The organism is Paraburkholderia kirstenboschensis (assembly GCF_904848585.1).
GTDB lineage: Bacteria > Pseudomonadota > Gammaproteobacteria > Burkholderiales > Burkholderiaceae > Paraburkholderia > Paraburkholderia kirstenboschensis.
The window spans coordinates 1-14922 of sequence record NZ_CAJHCR010000031.1; the positions used below are offsets into that span (position 1 = coordinate 1).

Below are 14922 nucleotides of genomic sequence, written 5' to 3' on the forward strand. Positions count from 1 at the left end.
TGGCTGGCTGAGCACAGCGTGCATTTCGTCTTTACCACCGGCTACGGCGCCGACGCGCTCGACCCTGCCTACACCAGATATCCGAGGTGCGAGAAACCCTTCGATCCACGCCTGCTTTTCAGGGCGCTGGCTTCTCGCTCCCTTTGAGTGAATCGTCCGCGTTCTGCGTCGAGCGGCCCGCCAACGAATGGAAATTGTGTCAACGAAGCGTACGGGAAGCTGTGCTACCCACCGGTATGCTGCTTTCGCGAACGGCGCCTTGCAAGCGTTGAACGGTCACCCAACCGCACTGCGCGGGTGCCCGCTTATGGCCCGTGTGCTGCCCGACGCGATCGACGCATCCCGGTAGAGTCGAGATGTGGCGCGGTAGCAGCAGGTTCGGTTTGTCTGTTGCCGCCTCTTTCGTCTGGCGGTGCCCGAATAACCTCGCCCTAACCCCGTTTCCACACCCCGCTCATCGGTAGGGTCGAGAACTGGCGCGCGCACGGTAGGCCCCGGTGGCTTCTCCCTCGCTTTCGCGGTGGGCCTCAATCCGGTTGCCATGGTCACGTTTCCAGCTCCCGCCACGTCAAACGCAGCATGCGGTTTTCCCGCACTACGCTTTCCTGTCTGCTTCACGTCAAGGTTTATGGGACCTATCATGCCGGGGACGCTTTCAGTGCGGCAGCACGACGAACCCGGTAGCCGTTGAACAGCTTCAGTTCGTCATATAGCCAGCGCCTACTCCACGTCTTCCAGCCGAAGCCCCGACGATTCCGGGATCGACCCATGTGGCGTCGAATCTTCTTCTCCACCCAGTCCTTGATGAAGCTGAAGCACTCGCTGGAATGTCCAACAGCGAAGTAATTCACCCAGCCTCGCAGCACCGGGTTGATCAGTTGCACTACCCGATCCACCGGCTGCGACTGGTATCGCCGGAACACCTCCTTGAGCTTGCGCAGTAGCGCCGTGCGTTCCTTCAACTTCGGCGTATAGTGCGCTCGCCACACCTGTCGCCCGATACTGCGCAGGCGGCGGAAGTCAAACCCCAGGAAGCCGAAGCTCTCCGCGCGGTCCAGATCCACAGTGCGACTCTTCTCTTCATTAACCTCGACCTGTAGTTTGGCAAACTCTTCCCGAAGTCGCCGGCTCACCATCCTCAGCAACCATGCATTGCGCGGATGAGCATCGATCAGCACGACCAGATCGTCAGCGAAACGGGCATACTCAACGTAGGTGTACTTCCCGCTACGGGTTGACCCTTTCACCCGCTCCAGCATCCTGGTCTACCTCCGTGAGATAGATGTTACTGAGCAGGGGCGAGATCACGCCGCCTTGCGGAACGCCTTGTTTGCCCGACGCCGTTAGCATCAGCTTCAGCAGATGCATGACGTCGTCGTCCCTGATCCGACGCGCCACTTTTTCGAGCAGTAGGTGATGCCGAACTGTGTCAAAGTAGGCGCGCAAATCGAGGTCTATGACGCGGGTCTTGCACTGAACAATCGCCGTCGCCACCCGATGCACAGCTTCATGCGCGGTACGCTTGGGACGATATCCGTACGACCCCGGTTGGAAGTCTGCCTCGAAGATCGGCTCCAATATGAGCTTGAGCGCACCCTGGACCACCCGGTCACGGATTGCCGGAATCGAAAGGACACGGACCTTGCCCCCGTCCTTCGGTATTTCCTGCCGCCGCGATCGTAGCGGTACGTAGGCACGCCCGATCAGTTCGTCCCGTATCCGCTCGAGGAACGCCTCCACGCCTTGCGCCTCGATGACCTCAAACGTCGCCCCGTCGATACCCGGTGCGCCGTTGTTCTTTCTAGCCAGCGCATACGCTTCGCGCAGCGTTTCCATCTTGCAGACATGGACGTACAAACCCCAGAAACGCCAGGACGGTTCAGCCTTCGCCTTGACGTATATTCCCCGCCTCCGGTCCTGCAAACTGCTGGACGCCTTTGTCATCTCGTCCTTGCCTCCCATGTTGTCGAGGAAGTTACAAACAGCAGGGCCCCTTCGCTCCACCAGCGTTACCCGGCTTCACAGCTACTACGGACCCATCCGCCACCCTCTCGCCTTCGGTCCACTTCCCGGGTTCGCCGGTTATAGGACCTACCTTGCTCCGGCGATTTCGCGCCGGGGCGAGGAGGGTTTCTCCAGTTGCTCAGCATGTCCTTGTCATCGTGCCGTCGCTTCCACCCCGCCGAAGTGGAATAGCCGTATCGGTCAGATTTCGGCTACCCATGCTGCCTTCGCCCTCACGGTTGCAGGCTCGGCCTTCGGGTCTCTTCACTTTCGAGGCCACATCCACGTTCATCTTCATTACGGCCCGATGACTCGCACGTCCCCAAGGAGACGGTCGTCGATAGGCTTCAGAGTCTTGGTTTCCCGCCACCCTGCTATCCAAGCTACGGAGCTTCTGACTTCTACTCCGGCAGGTCTATCTCCTGCTGAACACGCCAGCCTTAGCTGGACACACAACCGGACATGCAGATCTCCCGCATCCGGCTCTCGGACAGGACATCACGCCTTCACACACGGCAGGTTCACAACCATGGACCAGTCAGACGCACGAGACCGAAGTGCCCGTAGAGGTGCTGGGATGGATAAGTCCCGCCCCTGCGACGTCGAACCTTGTACTTGTTGCGTAACCACCGGCGCAACCGCGCAGCAGTGTAGCTATCGAGCGCGCGATACGCGCGTCTGTCCGAGCCTACCTTGAAGTAGTTCGCCCAGCCGCGCAGCGTGCGGTTCAACCTGCCCACCAGCTCCGTGGTCTCTTGCCACACCGTCTTGAGGGCGGTCATCGCATGAATCTTTTCGACCATGCGCCGGATACTCTTCTTCGACGGACGCATGCCCATACGGGCCTGGCCAGTCGTCGCTGAGTACAGCCGCCCAAACGTATAACCCAGGAAGTCGAATTCGCCTTCCGGCACCTTGCAGATTCGTGTCTTCTCCTCGTTGACCGTCAGCTTCAGTTTGTCCATGATCTCGCGCATTCGTGACAAGGCTTCCTCAGCCTTCCCTTTCTTGCACAGGATCACCAGATCGTCCGCGTAGGTCACGATTCGACTGCCAAGACTGCGCTGAAGTCCGAGCTTCTTCCATGCCAGCAGAAACCGGCGCATATAAATATTCGCCAGCAGTGGTGAGACGGGTGAGCCTTGCGGAATGCCACGTCTGCTGTCTTTGGCCTCCGTCGTACGTTTCTTCCGGCCTCGATCGTCGGTTTCTTCAACGGGGCATTCCAGCCACATCCTGATCAGATGCAGCACGCGCCGATCGACGATGCGTCGCGCAAGCGACAGCATCAGTTCGGCGTGTGGAATACTTCCGAAGTAGTCCGCAAGGTCGGCATCAACAACGTCCGTTTGCCCTCGATGCAGCCGTTCCTCCACCTCGATCACCGCTTGCTGGGCGTTTCGCCCCGGGCGGTAAGCGTACTGCTCAGATGGAAGGTCCGCTTCGAAGATCGGTTCGAGCACCAGCATCGCTGCTGTCATGCACACCCGATCACGCAAGGTCGAGATGCCCAGTGGCCTCAGCTTGCCATTGGCCTTCGGGATAAACACTCTTCTGATAGGGTCCGGCCGGTAACTCTCCTGCCTGAGCGCAAGCGCCAGTTCGCCGAGCCACTTCTGCACCCCGTACGCTTCGACCTCCGCGAAGTCCTGCCTATCGACACCCGGCGCGCCCCTGTTCGAGCGACACTGGGCGTACGCATGCGCCAGCACATCCTCACGGTAGATCTTGTCGTACAGAGCGTAAAAGCGGTACCCGGCTTCAGCAGTACTACGGGCCTCTCCGTCATCCCAAGGCGCCCGGCCTGTCCCTCGCGGGCGTCCGGTTGGTCATCCCTGACCACGCCGAGGGACTTCCCGTGTTGCGTACGCTTTCCTTGTGTACATGCTGTCGCCACTACCCCGGCACAGCGACTGGGCGTCCAGCCTGCTCATTCACCCAGCCGTATCAGCCTTCCCCGATAGGGTTGTCGGGTCGGCCTGCGCATCGACCTTTTCGAGGTTTGCTCGGCGTTCACTCGCGTTACGGCCTGCACACTCGCGCTGTCACCAATTTGTGACACGCATCACCGAAGGCTTCAGCCACTTCGTTGCCTCCATAGCTGCTCCGGTTGCTTCCGGCTGGAGCATTTGCCGGGCGGGGCTTGCACCCGCTGGAAAGCGCCGCCTTTTCACGGCGCACACCCTCTCCGGACATTCACCCCGCGTGATCTCTACGGCCGCATTCAGGGTTCAACGGTCATCAAAGTGCACCGGTGCGGACCGATCGGTGCCCTATACGCACTGGATAGGCAATCGGAGGCGGAAACGGAGCAAAAAATATGCCGTGTCAAGTCATGGAAATCTTACTAATATGGAGCAGGTGGTCAGTCCGCCGTGAACCTCATGTCCCCCTTGAATACCCATGCTGCCTATCCACTACTTCCGGCTGATTAGTCGGCGGAATGAGCGGCGGATATCGGCTTGTCCGGGGCGAGGCTGTGAATGCCGTCACAATCCTGCTGCAATGGCGCGTTTCCGCGTGGACATCGAAAGCCTTGGTACGGGGATTTGTCATGACTTTTCCTGCGCAGGATCAGAGCGGGCCGCTTACTGGACACGAAGATGCAAGCTTTCGGTTTCCCGAAGATTGCATCAAATCCCTAATCGATCTGATTCCATATCCAGTCGTTGTTCTGGACGACTGGCTTACGATCATCTGCACCAACGCCTGTGGAGCATCGCTGCTCGGCTATACGACGGAAGAACTCTCCGGCATGTGCTGGGGCACAGTCTTTCCTCAGTTGGCAGCACCCGGTGGAGAGTCCCCGGCCGAAGTGGGATCTTTCGGTGATGAGCCGTCAGCCCGCGGCGAAATGAAAGCCGTCGTTGCAAGGCGCAAGGACGGAGGCTGTGTTGCCGTGAGCATCAAGAACACGCGGTGCCCAACAGAGCTTTCGCCCGCCTGGACGCTGGTTTTCATCGAGCAGGTGAAGGCTGGTCGGGACGAGGAACTGGGGGCGCATCCGGCACGGATGTCGGAACTGGAGTTTATGACAGGTGGAGTGGCCCACGAGATCAGGCAGCCGCTGACGGCGATCCTGAGCAATGCAGAGGCGGCGCAGCGGATTCTCGGGATGGATGTGCCAAACCTGTCTGAGTTGCGCGAGGCGATGGCGGACATCGCGGATAGCAGCTTCAGGGCCAACGAAATTGTCCGGACGATGCAGCAGCTGGCCAGGCGGGCTCCGCCCGACACGCTCCCCCTCGACATGGGCAACCTGGTCCGCTCAGTGGTTCGGCGCATGCGTCGCGATGCTGCCGTGCGCAACATACAGATGACGTTAGACGTCGTCCCGGACTTGCCGGTCGTGCACTGCAACAACATACAGCTGCAGCAGGTCATGACCAACTTGTTGACGAATGCATTCGATGCGGTAGAAGGATGTTCCGCAGAGGACCGGGTTGTTTCCGTAGCAGTGATGGGCGCGCTGGACGGAAGCGGCGTGAGCATTGCTGTGAGCGATCGCGGCCTGGTTTTGAGCACCGAGCAGATCGGCAGATCGTTCACGCCGTACATCACGTCGAAGGCACACGGACTGGGATTAGGCCTGCCGATCAGCAGCACCATCATCGCCATGCATGGTGGGCGCCTGTGGGCCGAAAGTAATGGCGAACGCGGCGCAGTGTTTCATATCCTGCTCCCGGCGTGGGGCACTGAAGAAGAAACCGGTTCGCCGCGAAATTCATGACCACGCTCCTTCCAAAGTGTTCGTGGTCGAGGACGACCAACGCGTGCGCAGCGCGCTCGTACGGCTGCTACGCTTAAGCGACCATCCGGTGAAAACGTTCGGAAGCACTGAGGCATTCATGGAACACGCGAATGTCGCCGACGTTTCGGCGAGCCTGCTGCTGACCCGCAACCTCCGGGCCGAGCCCGCTGGCTCTGCAACGTCGGTTGCGCGTGATGCTCCCGATTATCTTCATTTCCTGTCATGCCACGCTGGACACCGCGGCCGCCGCGATGAGGCGGGAGCAGCGGACTTCACCGCGCGCGAAAGGCGAGGCGCGCAGCAAGCCGCTCAGCCAGCGCGCGGTCAATGACTTCGAATGAGCGGCTCGCCCGCTCATAGGCATACATGTCGCCGGTCGCGATGTCAAACCACCAGCCGCTCAGTACCAGCGCCTTGGCCGTGATTTGGTGGCGGACGATCGGGTAGCTCATCAGATGATCGAGTTGCACGAGGACATTGAGTTGCGACAATTGGTCGTGCGGCTTCAGCCTGTCGTCGAGCGGGCCTTCGTGTTAGAGGCGAAACGCCGCGTTGTTGGCGGTGTCTGGGCGAGCGCAAGCTTACTGAGCTGTTCGGCGTACTGCGGCAGCATTTTCCCGCGGAATTCGACAATGCCCATTATGAGTTTGCGCATGGTGTGGCTCCGAACAGATTGTTGTGCACCGTCGGGTCTGACGATTCTCCCACTTCTCGCGTGTCCGCGGTACAGGCGAGCCTCGGTCCTCCGCGAGCAGATGCCTGGAGCGCGTCGTGCGATCGAGCAGGGTCAACCCGACGCGCGGCGCGCAATAACGCCGCTACCGCAGCGACGTAATTGATCGGTCGGAGCCATGAAGCAGACAGGATAAATGGCTCTTCCCCGGGGTCCCAGAAAATGCAAAATAACTGTCCGAGGTTATCAAAGCGCTATCCCGGTATCGGATAGGCGCACGACAGGACTGCCAGATGCGAATGCCCCCTTTGTGCCTTTGTGGCCGAACCTTGACGATCGTCGTGCGATCGACTATTGCCTTGCCACGACCGGCAGTAAGCGACCATGGCAATCGCGGCTGTCGCCCTTCGGAAGTCGGCTTGCGCGCGCAGGCAACTCGTTGACCACCTACGGCGCTCCGTCGTCGATGTAACTCTCTCGCGGCGGATAAACCCCCGCCAGGCGGGCGATGAGTATCGCGACGAATAAAGCCCCGGTTATCTGCTCGATCATGCATATACCTCGCGCCGGGCGCGTGAGCGGCGTTATGTCTCCGAAGCCCGTACTAGTGAGCACGGTTATGCTCAGGTAAAGGGCATCGGCATAGACCAGTCGCCCCGGTTGCCCGACGATCATGTACGACTGCGGATAGAAGAATCCGATGATCGCGTAAAGGTATGCCCAGAGCACACCGATCAGGAGATAAGCCGCAGCAGCGCCAAACAGCTTGTCCTGCGTCATGATCCTCGGCTGGAAAACGTAGCGCAGCAGATACGCGGTGGTCATGAAATACAGTGCGGCGCTGAACGTCCACGACCATGTCAGGTCCGTGTCGCTGTCGTGCCAGAGACCGAGATACTGGAAGCACACCGCGGGAACGGCCAGTAAAAGCGCGATGACGAACGACAGTGTCGTGCGCCCGACAGCTGCGACCGTCGCGATGAGGAGGAACATGTTGACACCGTTCACAATCAGGCGGCCGTGGTCGCTCGCTGGGACGAACGACACCGCGCCGATGAGAACGAGCAGCACGACAAACAGCCAGAAGCAGCGCTGGAAAAAAATATGCGGCAGGGAGTTGCGCGTGGCACCGATATCCATATTGATCTCGCTCGGTTCGTAATTGCTGGTGACTCGTAAGGTCGCACGCGCGCCATTGCGAGCGCAATGCGTTTGTTCCTATTGCGCATAGGTTTGAGCCCATGTGCCAACTCGAGAACGCAAAAGGGCAGTGGCGCCGACGAAGCAACGTTCGCCTTCGACGATGAATGGCCGTTTGCGGGCAGAGCCATCGTCTAAACGTCCGAACGGCGCGACGGGCGAATGTCGCTTGATGGCCGACCACGGTCCGACAGCAAACTTCGGCAAGGGGGATGAGCACCGCCATTTGCGATCGGCGGCACCCTCTCCGGCCGTTGGTGTTCGGGAGCGGCGAATGGCAGATTCCAAGGTTCTTCGGTCCATGTTTTCGTGGCCCGCGAAGAGCAATCGGCCAAACCTCGAATTCGTACGCCCTACTTGCAGAGGCCTTGCGGCTCCCATCCGGCTGCCGGCAAACGCCAAGGCTGCGCGCTCTCATAGATCACTAGTGCAAGTGACCGGCGCTGTTCGATACCGGTAGCGGTAAGGGTGTGCAAATGTCCCGCCTCCATCACAATGCCCTCACCGGCTCGGCCGACGATCTTCCCGTGCGGCATTTCGAAACAAACCTCGCCGGTCAGCGTGTATATCGCCTCAGGCCCTGGGTGGTAATGCGGTTCCGTGCTCATGCCCGGTGTAAAGGTTCCTTCCATGTATTGTGCGGTGTAATCCACCCCCGGGTTAATCTGCAACGGGCCGATTACGGCGACTCGCTCTGCGCCAGGTTGCCGCCAGCCTGCCTCTTCAATCGTGGACAGCCACGAACTGCCATAAGCCTCGATGACAGTGCTCTTCGGCCCTTTCGCGGCTTGCGCTTCCTCTCGGGAGGCGTAACGGTCGAGGTACCAGAACAACGACGTTGATCCCAATTGTCCCAGTGGCTGCCGCTCGATGATCCAGCATCCGATTTCCCGTGTCCTCTCGGCGACGGGCCGACACTGCGCGAACACTTGCCCGCACAAGCCGAATGCCAACATGAACGCCGCGAGGTTCACGAGCAGACGCTGCCGGGAATGACGTGCATATTTGAGTGCCTTCATGAACCCATCCAGTAGGGACCTGAAACTTTGTTGCTTCCGGCACAAGATCGCCGGGATTGAAAGCCGAGGGGAATCTAGATTATTGCCCCATCGAGTTCGCCTGTCGGTATGTCGTCGTACGGGATTGCACGGCTTGCCTGCAGGTCTCGGCGAAATGTGCCGACCAGCAGCCCGCAGCGCCCGACCCGCTTTTGCCATTGGACGGAGCATCATTTGAACAACTGCATTCCCGTGCGGACGCGACTTTCGCACGATGTCGTGAGAGCGTGGATCAACGTCCCTAGGTTGGCCGAGTCCGACCAGCAGATGAAACGACGCGCCCGGTCATCGTTGCGCGGGCCGGGACTATCGCAAGCCGACCCATTTCCGTCCGTCGGCGTCGCCCCACGCTACGGGCGGCTTTGAGGGGCTATCGGCTATCCGCGCCGCGGGGCCGATAACCGGTGCTTGCTCAGATTTTGATGAGTTTCGCTGCTCCCGTGCATTGACGTTTGTCGCCTTGTTCGATAACTTGATCTAATTGCGACAAACGGGGCAGAATTGTTTGGCGCAAGTTATTAAAGAATGACAGAAATTGAAATCGGGCTGAATGGTCCGCACTATCGAGTGCTGCTACCGCGTCATCGGCAGTAACGGTCGTTGTTCATTTCGAAAGCGAACTCAAGTTTCGCCGAGTACGGCATGAACATGCCCGACCTCGTCGCAAAGTGGGCATTGACAGAAGTTTTCCCGTGGCACAGCCGACCGCCACACAGGAGCGGGTCTTGGATCAACTCGGTCATTTTCTCGTCGTAGCTTTACTTCGCGCGCTCTCAATACTTCCATACCCATTGGTCGCGAGGCTTGGCAGCGCGCTCGGCGCGGCGCTGTATACGCTTCCCAGCCGCCGCAAACATATAGTCCTTGTCAACCTGCGCCTCTGCTTTCCGGAAAAGTCGGTACGTGAGCACGATGAGCTTGCGAGGGACCACTTCCGGCATGTCATCCGCAGCTATCTCGAACGAGGCGTTCAATGGTTCGGTAGCGCGCAAAGGATAAGAAATCTCGTCCAGGTCGAAAGCGCGATTGATCTCGAAGACAGGAATGCTCCGCCTACCATCTTTTTGGGGTTTCATTTCGTGGGCATCGAAATCGGGTGCATCCTTTACTCGCTGAAAATGCCTGCCGCTTCCTTGTACACGCACATGTCGAACACGCGTCTTTGCGACCTCGCCAAACGGCAGCGCGGCCGATTCGGCGCCGAGATGGTCGAACGCTCGACTAGCGCCAAAAAGATCGTGAAACTCCTTCGGCAGGGCAAGCCGGTCATGCTTGCTGCGGACATGGACCATGGCATCGAAAATTCTGTTTTTGTGCCTTTTTTCAGCGTCCCTGCGTGCACTCTGACTTCTGTCTCGCGACTTGCAAGAATGGGGGGCGCGCGCGTTGTGCCGTTCGTCACGGAAGTACTGCCGGATTTCAAAGGGTATCGGATGACCATCTTTGCGCCGCTCAGCGATTTCCCATCGAACAGCGACACGAATGATGCACGTTGCATGAATGCGTTTCTCGAGACCCAGATACTCAAATTCCCGGCCCAGTACTACTGGGTGCATCGACGCTTCAAACATCGTCCAACGGGCATGCCTGCAGTATATTGATGGTGCAATGGGCTCCCTCGTTTTTACGTTGCCGGCAAGCTTTCGAAACCCGCAAACAAAACCGATGCGAACGGCTGTGCCGTCCGACGACGCGACGGGCATGGTCCGCGCACGAAGGTCCGTTGCGTGGGGAGAGCGGCCGCTTGAATGGCCGTCTGTGTGCTAGGCGGAACGTCGGCACTTGGCCGGTTTGAGCCGGTCGGCCTCTCGGCCGTGTCTACCCCCGCACCACCTAACCTATAGACCGCGGCTTCCCACCGATCCCCGCCACGACAACCAGCGTTCCGCGCCGATCCCACCGGCGCCGTTCGTCCGAGTTCAGACTTGAGTGAACAAAGTTCAGACTTAGACGAATCTCGACAGCACTTCCCGAGAGTCAAGGGCCGGAACCGGAGCAATGCGGGCCATTCGGGACGCGTCCCCGCACACGGAAAAGGACATCCAGTCGATCACAAAACGCACCATTATTCGAATCGGCCATTGCGGACATTAGGAAACGTGAGCTCTACGTCTGCAATGTGACGGCACTCAGGGCGACCTATTAGCCACCCAAAGCCCATCGAAACAACGCCCCTGGTCAAGGGCTTGGAACACGACCGTGCGGTCATCTTCAATGCAGACGCTCTTGACGCCAAGGATCTGTATGTCGCATGACTCGTGGATCGAAGTCCCGCACCGTCATTGGAACAGGCAGGTACTTGCCTACGAGATAGATACGACCAACAAGCCCGGGTTCACGATGTCGTTCGCCGATGACCATCGAAACGTCCGCCTCGGGGAAGTCCGCGTTGATCTCGTCCATCTCCATCACGATGTCGTAGGGCACCTTCACCTCGATCAGCAGTACGTTCATGTGGCCCGGCATCCGACCGGCCACCGGGTGGATCGCAAAGCGCACCTCGACGCCCTTTTCGCGCAGCAGCTTCGTGAATTCGAAGACCGGGTGCTGGGCCTGCCCGGTTCCTCCGCTGACAGATTCGGATAGATGCATGAATGTTGAGAAGAAGCGCTGTTGGCCGGCCTCTAGGGCTCCGGCTCCGCTCACGGAACTGAAGCCGCAACAGACGCCAGACCACACGCACTCAGTTGCATGCGTCTCGGCTGAGCGCATGCCGGTCACTTGACGTCGGCCCCCCGGACGCCCCCCGACGCATGGGACTCGAACCATCGTGGTTGTTCCGCTACTTGCTGAGCGTGCGATACAACTCGTTGGCGCGCGTGAGATGCGCCCGCATCGCTTCGGAAGCCGCGTCGCCGTCGCGCTTCGCGATAGCATCGACAATGCGCTGATGCTCCGCCAGCGTCAGCTCCTCGGCGCCCGGCGCACGCACGAGCGGCCGGTAGTACTCGCCGGCCCAACGAAACAGCGATTCGACGATGGAAGGGAATATCGGATTGCCGCTGATCTTTGCGATCTCGCGGTGAAACGCCATATCGCGCTCGATGAACTCTTCGAGATCGACCATCGACGCGCGATGCTGCGCCACGCTCAATTGCAGCCGCGCGACGTCTTCTTCGGTGGCGCGTTCGGCGGCCATGCGCGCCGTGCCGGTTTCGAGAAAGAGGCGCGCATGCTTGAGATGCTCGAGCATGTCGGGATGCGTGCGCAGCAGATGCATCGCCCCGCCCGCAAGTTGCCCGATCAGACGATCCGCGGTGGGCACCACGACGCGGGCGCGCTCGCCGTGCACGATCTCGACGATGCCGGAGCGCTCCAGGGTTTGCAGCGCTTCGCGCACAGCCGGACGGCCGACGCCGTAGATTTCCATCAGTTCGCGCTCGGACGGCAACTGCGCGCCGGGCGCGATTTCGCCGGAGCGAATCCGCTCCATCAGACGATCTACGACTTCCTGGTACAGCTTGCGACGCGGGATGATCTCGCCCATTAGGTTTATGCAGAAGTTTCTGGTGTGATGACGACACCATACACCGGCGAACCCTTCCGAAACAACTGCAAGCCGCACCCCACTAGATCGCGCGCCCCGCTTTGGCCGCGCCGAAGAACGCGTCGCCGCCTATCTGTCCGCCCTTCAGCACTATCTCGAGTCCATCACGCCGGGCCGACTTCGACACTGCGCGGCACAGCGGCGCGCCTGGCGCAAGCCCGGCGACCACGCTGAGCGCGTCGATGCCGAGGCGGCTCGCGACCTCGCCGGAACTGTCGCCGCCGGCCACCACAACACGTTGCAGTTCGACGCGATCCAGCAACTGCCGCAGCACTTCGGCCAGCGCCCCTCCGACGTTGCGTGCCGCATCGGTCCGCGAAAGTCCGGCATCGCGCGCGATGGCGTCGAATGTCTGGACGGCCGGATCGTCCGGGCCTTCCGCACTATGCACGATCACGCTGTCGCCGCGCCGGACGGCGTCGGCTGCAACGTCGACAGCGCGCTGGATTTCCCCGCTTGCCGTGCGCGCGTCGAGCGCACGCGGCAAGTCAAGGCGCACGACACAAAAACCGTTCGCGCGCGCCCACGCAATCTGGGTCGCCGTGACGGGCGAGCAACTGCCGCTGACGGCGGCGATCTGCCCGACCGGCTGTGCAACGGGCAGCGACGCGCGGGCGGGCAGCCAGCCACGGCTGCGCCAATACGCGGCGAGCGCATACTGCAGCCCCGACGACGACGCGCTGAACAGGCCCGCTCCGCGCTCTTCCCACACGAGCCGGCCCGCTTCGACGAGCGTCTCTTCGTCGAGCACGTCGATCATGACGACGGGCGGTTCTGCCGCGTTCGCCGCGCCGAGCGTGCGCACGCGCGCCGCGCCCTCGCCGGCTCGCAGTTGCAGCATGTCGACGAGTTCGATGCGCCGCGCGGTCTGCTGGCCGAGATGAACCCGCAGATCTGCTTCGTGCATCGGCGTTGCGGGATGGCGCGACATGGTCGGATGACGGTCGAGCCGGTAGCCCACGCCATCCACGGCGGCGAAGAGATTGCCGAACATCTGATAGCGCTTCAGGCGCGGCGCGCCGATCACCATCGGCGACCAATGGCCGGACATCGTCTTTACGCCGATGTCGATTGCCGCGCCGATCGAACCCAGCTCCGGCGACGAATCGAACGTCGAGCAAACTTTGTACTGGAGAAGCGGCGCGCCGAGAGGGGCGAGGCTCGCGAACGCCGCAGGCAGCGCATCGCGCATCCACGCCGGACTGCGCCCGCGCGACGAGCCCGCAAGTCCCACGCAGCGCATGTCGGGAAAACGCGTGAGCAGGTCCGGCGTCGGTGTATCGAGGCAGAGGACGGTCGGCACGCCGGCGGCGGTCATCGCCTCCATGGCGTCGGTCGAGCCGGTGAAATCGTCGCCGTAATAGGCGAGCAGCAGGCCGTCGTCCAGTCCGTCTTTCGCTCGTTCGGTCATGGCCGCGCTCACTTCCAGAAGCCGAGCGCCGCGCGAAGCGACGCGTGACGTTCGGCGTGACGTTCGAGCGGCACGCCTTCGATGGCCGCGACCCACGCCTCGCGCAACGCCTCGACGCCCGCCGCGACGCCTTGCGGATGTCCGAAGATTCCGCCGCCCGCCGTATGAATCAGATCCGCACAGCCGATCGCCGCATAGGTATCGGCGGCCTGCAGGCCGGTCTGGCCCGAACTGAACACGGGCATCGCGGTCATCGGCGCCTCCGGCATCACGGGCGCGAGCACCGCGCGCGCCGACGTGATGACGCTCTCGTCCGATTCGCTGAACTTGTTACGCAAGCCGTTCACATGCATGTGGTCCGCGCCCGCGAGTCGCCACAGCATTTGCCACGGCGCATAGTCCCAGCCCAGTTCCGGACTGCGCGTCAGATAACCCCAGCCCGCGCGGTGCGCGTGAATCGGCAATTGCGAGTGGCGCCGCAGTTCATGCAGCCCGACGAGACCGACCGAATTGAGCACCGCCATCACACACGTGCCGCCCTGCGCGAGCACGAGGTCGTGACGCCGGCGCATCTGATCGAGATCGCCCGTGACGTTGAAGGCCACCATCACCTTCTTGCCGGTGCGCTCGGCGTGGTCGTTCACGACGTGCATCACCGCTTCCACGCGCTCGTCGAATGGACAATGCGAACCGTCGGCCTGCAGTTCGTCGTCCTTGATGAAGTCGATGCCGCCCTCGACGAGTTCGCGCACCTGCTGCGCCGTTTCCTCCGGCGACAAACCCACGCTCGGCTTGATGATCGTGCCGATCAGCGGACCGTGCGAGACGCCGCTCAGACGCCGCGTGCCTTCGATGCCGAAGGCCGGTCCGGGGTAAGCGGCGGCGAACGACGGCGGCAGCCGCAGACCGGTCAGCCGCAGCCCCGACACCTGACGCAGTTCAAACAGATTGCCCGCGATGGTCGACATCAGATTCGGCAGTGATGGCCCGAAATTCTCGATTGGCCACGACAGTTCGAGCGTGCATCGCGTGTAACGGTTCGACGGCATGCCGCCCGCGAGACTCGCCCGCTCCACCGTTTCCAGAATGTCCAGCCGCTCGACCCGCGCGCCCGAGCGCGCCTTGAGTTCGGGCGTTTCCGTGGGCAGCGCGACAAAGGTGCCGCTCGACTGCTCCCCGGCGATGGTGTCGGCGGCGCGCGCCGGATCATCGCCAGTTTCGAGCCAGTAGGTCGCGTAAATGCGTTCGCTCACAATGCAATCCTCGTTGAAGTCGACA

At 61.2% G+C, this 14922-nt stretch carries 12 protein-coding genes and 1 pseudogene; 2 read left to right on the plus strand and 11 right to left on the minus strand.

Features of this window, described 5'->3' with window-relative positions:
• Nucleotides 1-638 precede the first annotated feature (638 nt).
• The 3 genes from JMY24_RS36275 to ltrA form a co-directional block, all read right to left on the minus strand.
• Nucleotides 639-1259: a group II intron maturase-specific domain-containing protein gene (locus JMY24_RS36275; RefSeq protein WP_201703937.1), complete on the minus strand. Its 621-nt coding sequence runs from the start codon at nt 1257-1259 to the stop codon at nt 639-641.
• Nucleotides 1228-1962 (minus strand): reverse transcriptase domain-containing protein, encoded by a 735-nt coding sequence (locus tag JMY24_RS36280; RefSeq protein ID WP_201703939.1) that lies wholly within the window; start codon nt 1960-1962, stop codon nt 1228-1230. Before JMY24_RS36280 ends, JMY24_RS36275 begins: the two co-directional genes overlap by 32 nt.
• Nucleotides 1963-2525: 563 nt before the next feature.
• Complete coding sequence (ltrA, locus tag JMY24_RS36285) at nt 2526-3743, minus strand: group II intron reverse transcriptase/maturase (protein WP_128598575.1); 1218 nt, start codon at nt 3741-3743, stop codon at nt 2526-2528.
• A 740-nt stretch (nt 3744-4483) separates the two neighbouring features.
• Here ltrA and JMY24_RS36290 point away from each other — a divergent pair.
• Nucleotides 4484-5734: a sensor histidine kinase gene (locus tag JMY24_RS36290; protein WP_236597725.1), complete on the plus strand. Its 1251-nt coding sequence runs from the start codon at nt 4484-4486 to the stop codon at nt 5732-5734.
• Between the two features lie 293 nt (nt 5735-6027).
• Here JMY24_RS36290 and JMY24_RS39800 read toward each other — a convergent pair whose 3' ends face one another.
• From JMY24_RS39800 to JMY24_RS36305, 4 genes are all read right to left on the minus strand, one after another.
• On the minus strand, nt 6028-6207 hold the full coding sequence (locus tag JMY24_RS39800; RefSeq protein WP_236597726.1) for a hypothetical protein: 180 nt from the start codon (nt 6205-6207) through the stop codon (nt 6028-6030).
• A gap of 53 nt (nt 6208-6260) precedes the next feature.
• Nucleotides 6261-6410, minus strand: coding sequence for a hypothetical protein (locus tag JMY24_RS39805; protein ID WP_236597727.1), 150 nt, complete (start codon nt 6408-6410; stop codon nt 6261-6263).
• A gap of 465 nt (nt 6411-6875) precedes the next feature.
• On the minus strand, nt 6876-7568 hold the full coding sequence (locus tag JMY24_RS36300) for a potassium channel family protein (RefSeq protein ID WP_201703941.1): 693 nt from the start codon (nt 7566-7568) through the stop codon (nt 6876-6878).
• 413 nt (nt 7569-7981) lie between these two features.
• Complete coding sequence (locus tag JMY24_RS36305) at nt 7982-8647, minus strand: cupin domain-containing protein (RefSeq protein WP_164853879.1); 666 nt, start codon at nt 8645-8647, stop codon at nt 7982-7984.
• Between the two features lie 731 nt (nt 8648-9378).
• On the opposite strand from JMY24_RS36305, the gene JMY24_RS36310 reads away from it, so the two are divergent.
• Nucleotides 9379-10287, plus strand: a complete 909-nt coding sequence (locus JMY24_RS36310) for a lipid A biosynthesis lauroyl acyltransferase (protein ID WP_268960846.1) — start codon at nt 9379-9381, stop codon at nt 10285-10287.
• Nucleotides 10288-11016: 729 nt separating this feature from the next.
• Here JMY24_RS36310 and JMY24_RS36315 read toward each other — a convergent pair.
• The 4 genes and pseudogenes from JMY24_RS36315 to JMY24_RS36330 form a co-directional block, all read right to left on the minus strand.
• Nucleotides 11017-11242: pseudogene (locus JMY24_RS36315) on the minus strand (NAD(P)(+) transhydrogenase (Re/Si-specific) subunit beta); the annotation flags it as partial.
• A gap of 226 nt (nt 11243-11468) precedes the next feature.
• Nucleotides 11469-12173: a transcriptional regulator NanR gene (locus tag JMY24_RS36320; RefSeq protein ID WP_027800657.1), complete on the minus strand. Its 705-nt coding sequence runs from the start codon at nt 12171-12173 to the stop codon at nt 11469-11471.
• Nucleotides 12174-12255: 82 nt separating this feature from the next.
• On the minus strand, nt 12256-13644 hold the full coding sequence (oiaK, locus tag JMY24_RS36325; RefSeq protein ID WP_201703944.1) for a 3-oxo-isoapionate kinase OiaK: 1389 nt from the start codon (nt 13642-13644) through the stop codon (nt 12256-12258).
• Nucleotides 13645-13652: 8 nt separating this feature from the next.
• A complete protein-coding gene (locus JMY24_RS36330) occupies nt 13653-14897 on the minus strand; it encodes a ribulose-bisphosphate carboxylase large subunit family protein (protein ID WP_128598523.1) in 1245 nt (414 codons plus the stop codon).
• Nucleotides 14898-14922 lie beyond the last annotated feature (25 nt).

Bases quoted from the DNA above. Each gene is read 5' to 3' on its own strand.
- JMY24_RS36275 (WP_201703937.1), bottom strand. From the start codon at position 1,259: ATGCTGGAGCGGGTGAAAGGGTCAACCCGTAGCGGGAAGTACACCTAC.
- JMY24_RS36280 (WP_201703939.1), bottom strand. From the start codon at position 1,962: ATGGGAGGCAAGGACGAGATGACAAAGGCGTCCAGCAGTTTGCAGGAC.
- JMY24_RS39800 (WP_236597726.1), bottom strand. From the start codon at position 6,207: ATGAGCTACCCGATCGTCCGCCACCAAATCACGGCCAAGGCGCTGGTA.
- JMY24_RS39805 (WP_236597727.1), bottom strand. From the start codon at position 6,410: ATGCGCAAACTCATAATGGGCATTGTCGAATTCCGCGGGAAAATGCTG.
- JMY24_RS36300 (WP_201703941.1), bottom strand. From the start codon at position 7,568: ATGGATATCGGTGCCACGCGCAACTCCCTGCCGCATATTTTTTTCCAG.
- JMY24_RS36305 (WP_164853879.1), bottom strand. From the start codon at position 8,647: ATGAAGGCACTCAAATATGCACGTCATTCCCGGCAGCGTCTGCTCGTG.
- JMY24_RS36320 (WP_027800657.1), bottom strand. From the start codon at position 12,173: ATGGGCGAGATCATCCCGCGTCGCAAGCTGTACCAGGAAGTCGTAGAT.
- oiaK (WP_201703944.1), bottom strand. From the start codon at position 13,644: ATGACCGAACGAGCGAAAGACGGACTGGACGACGGCCTGCTGCTCGCC.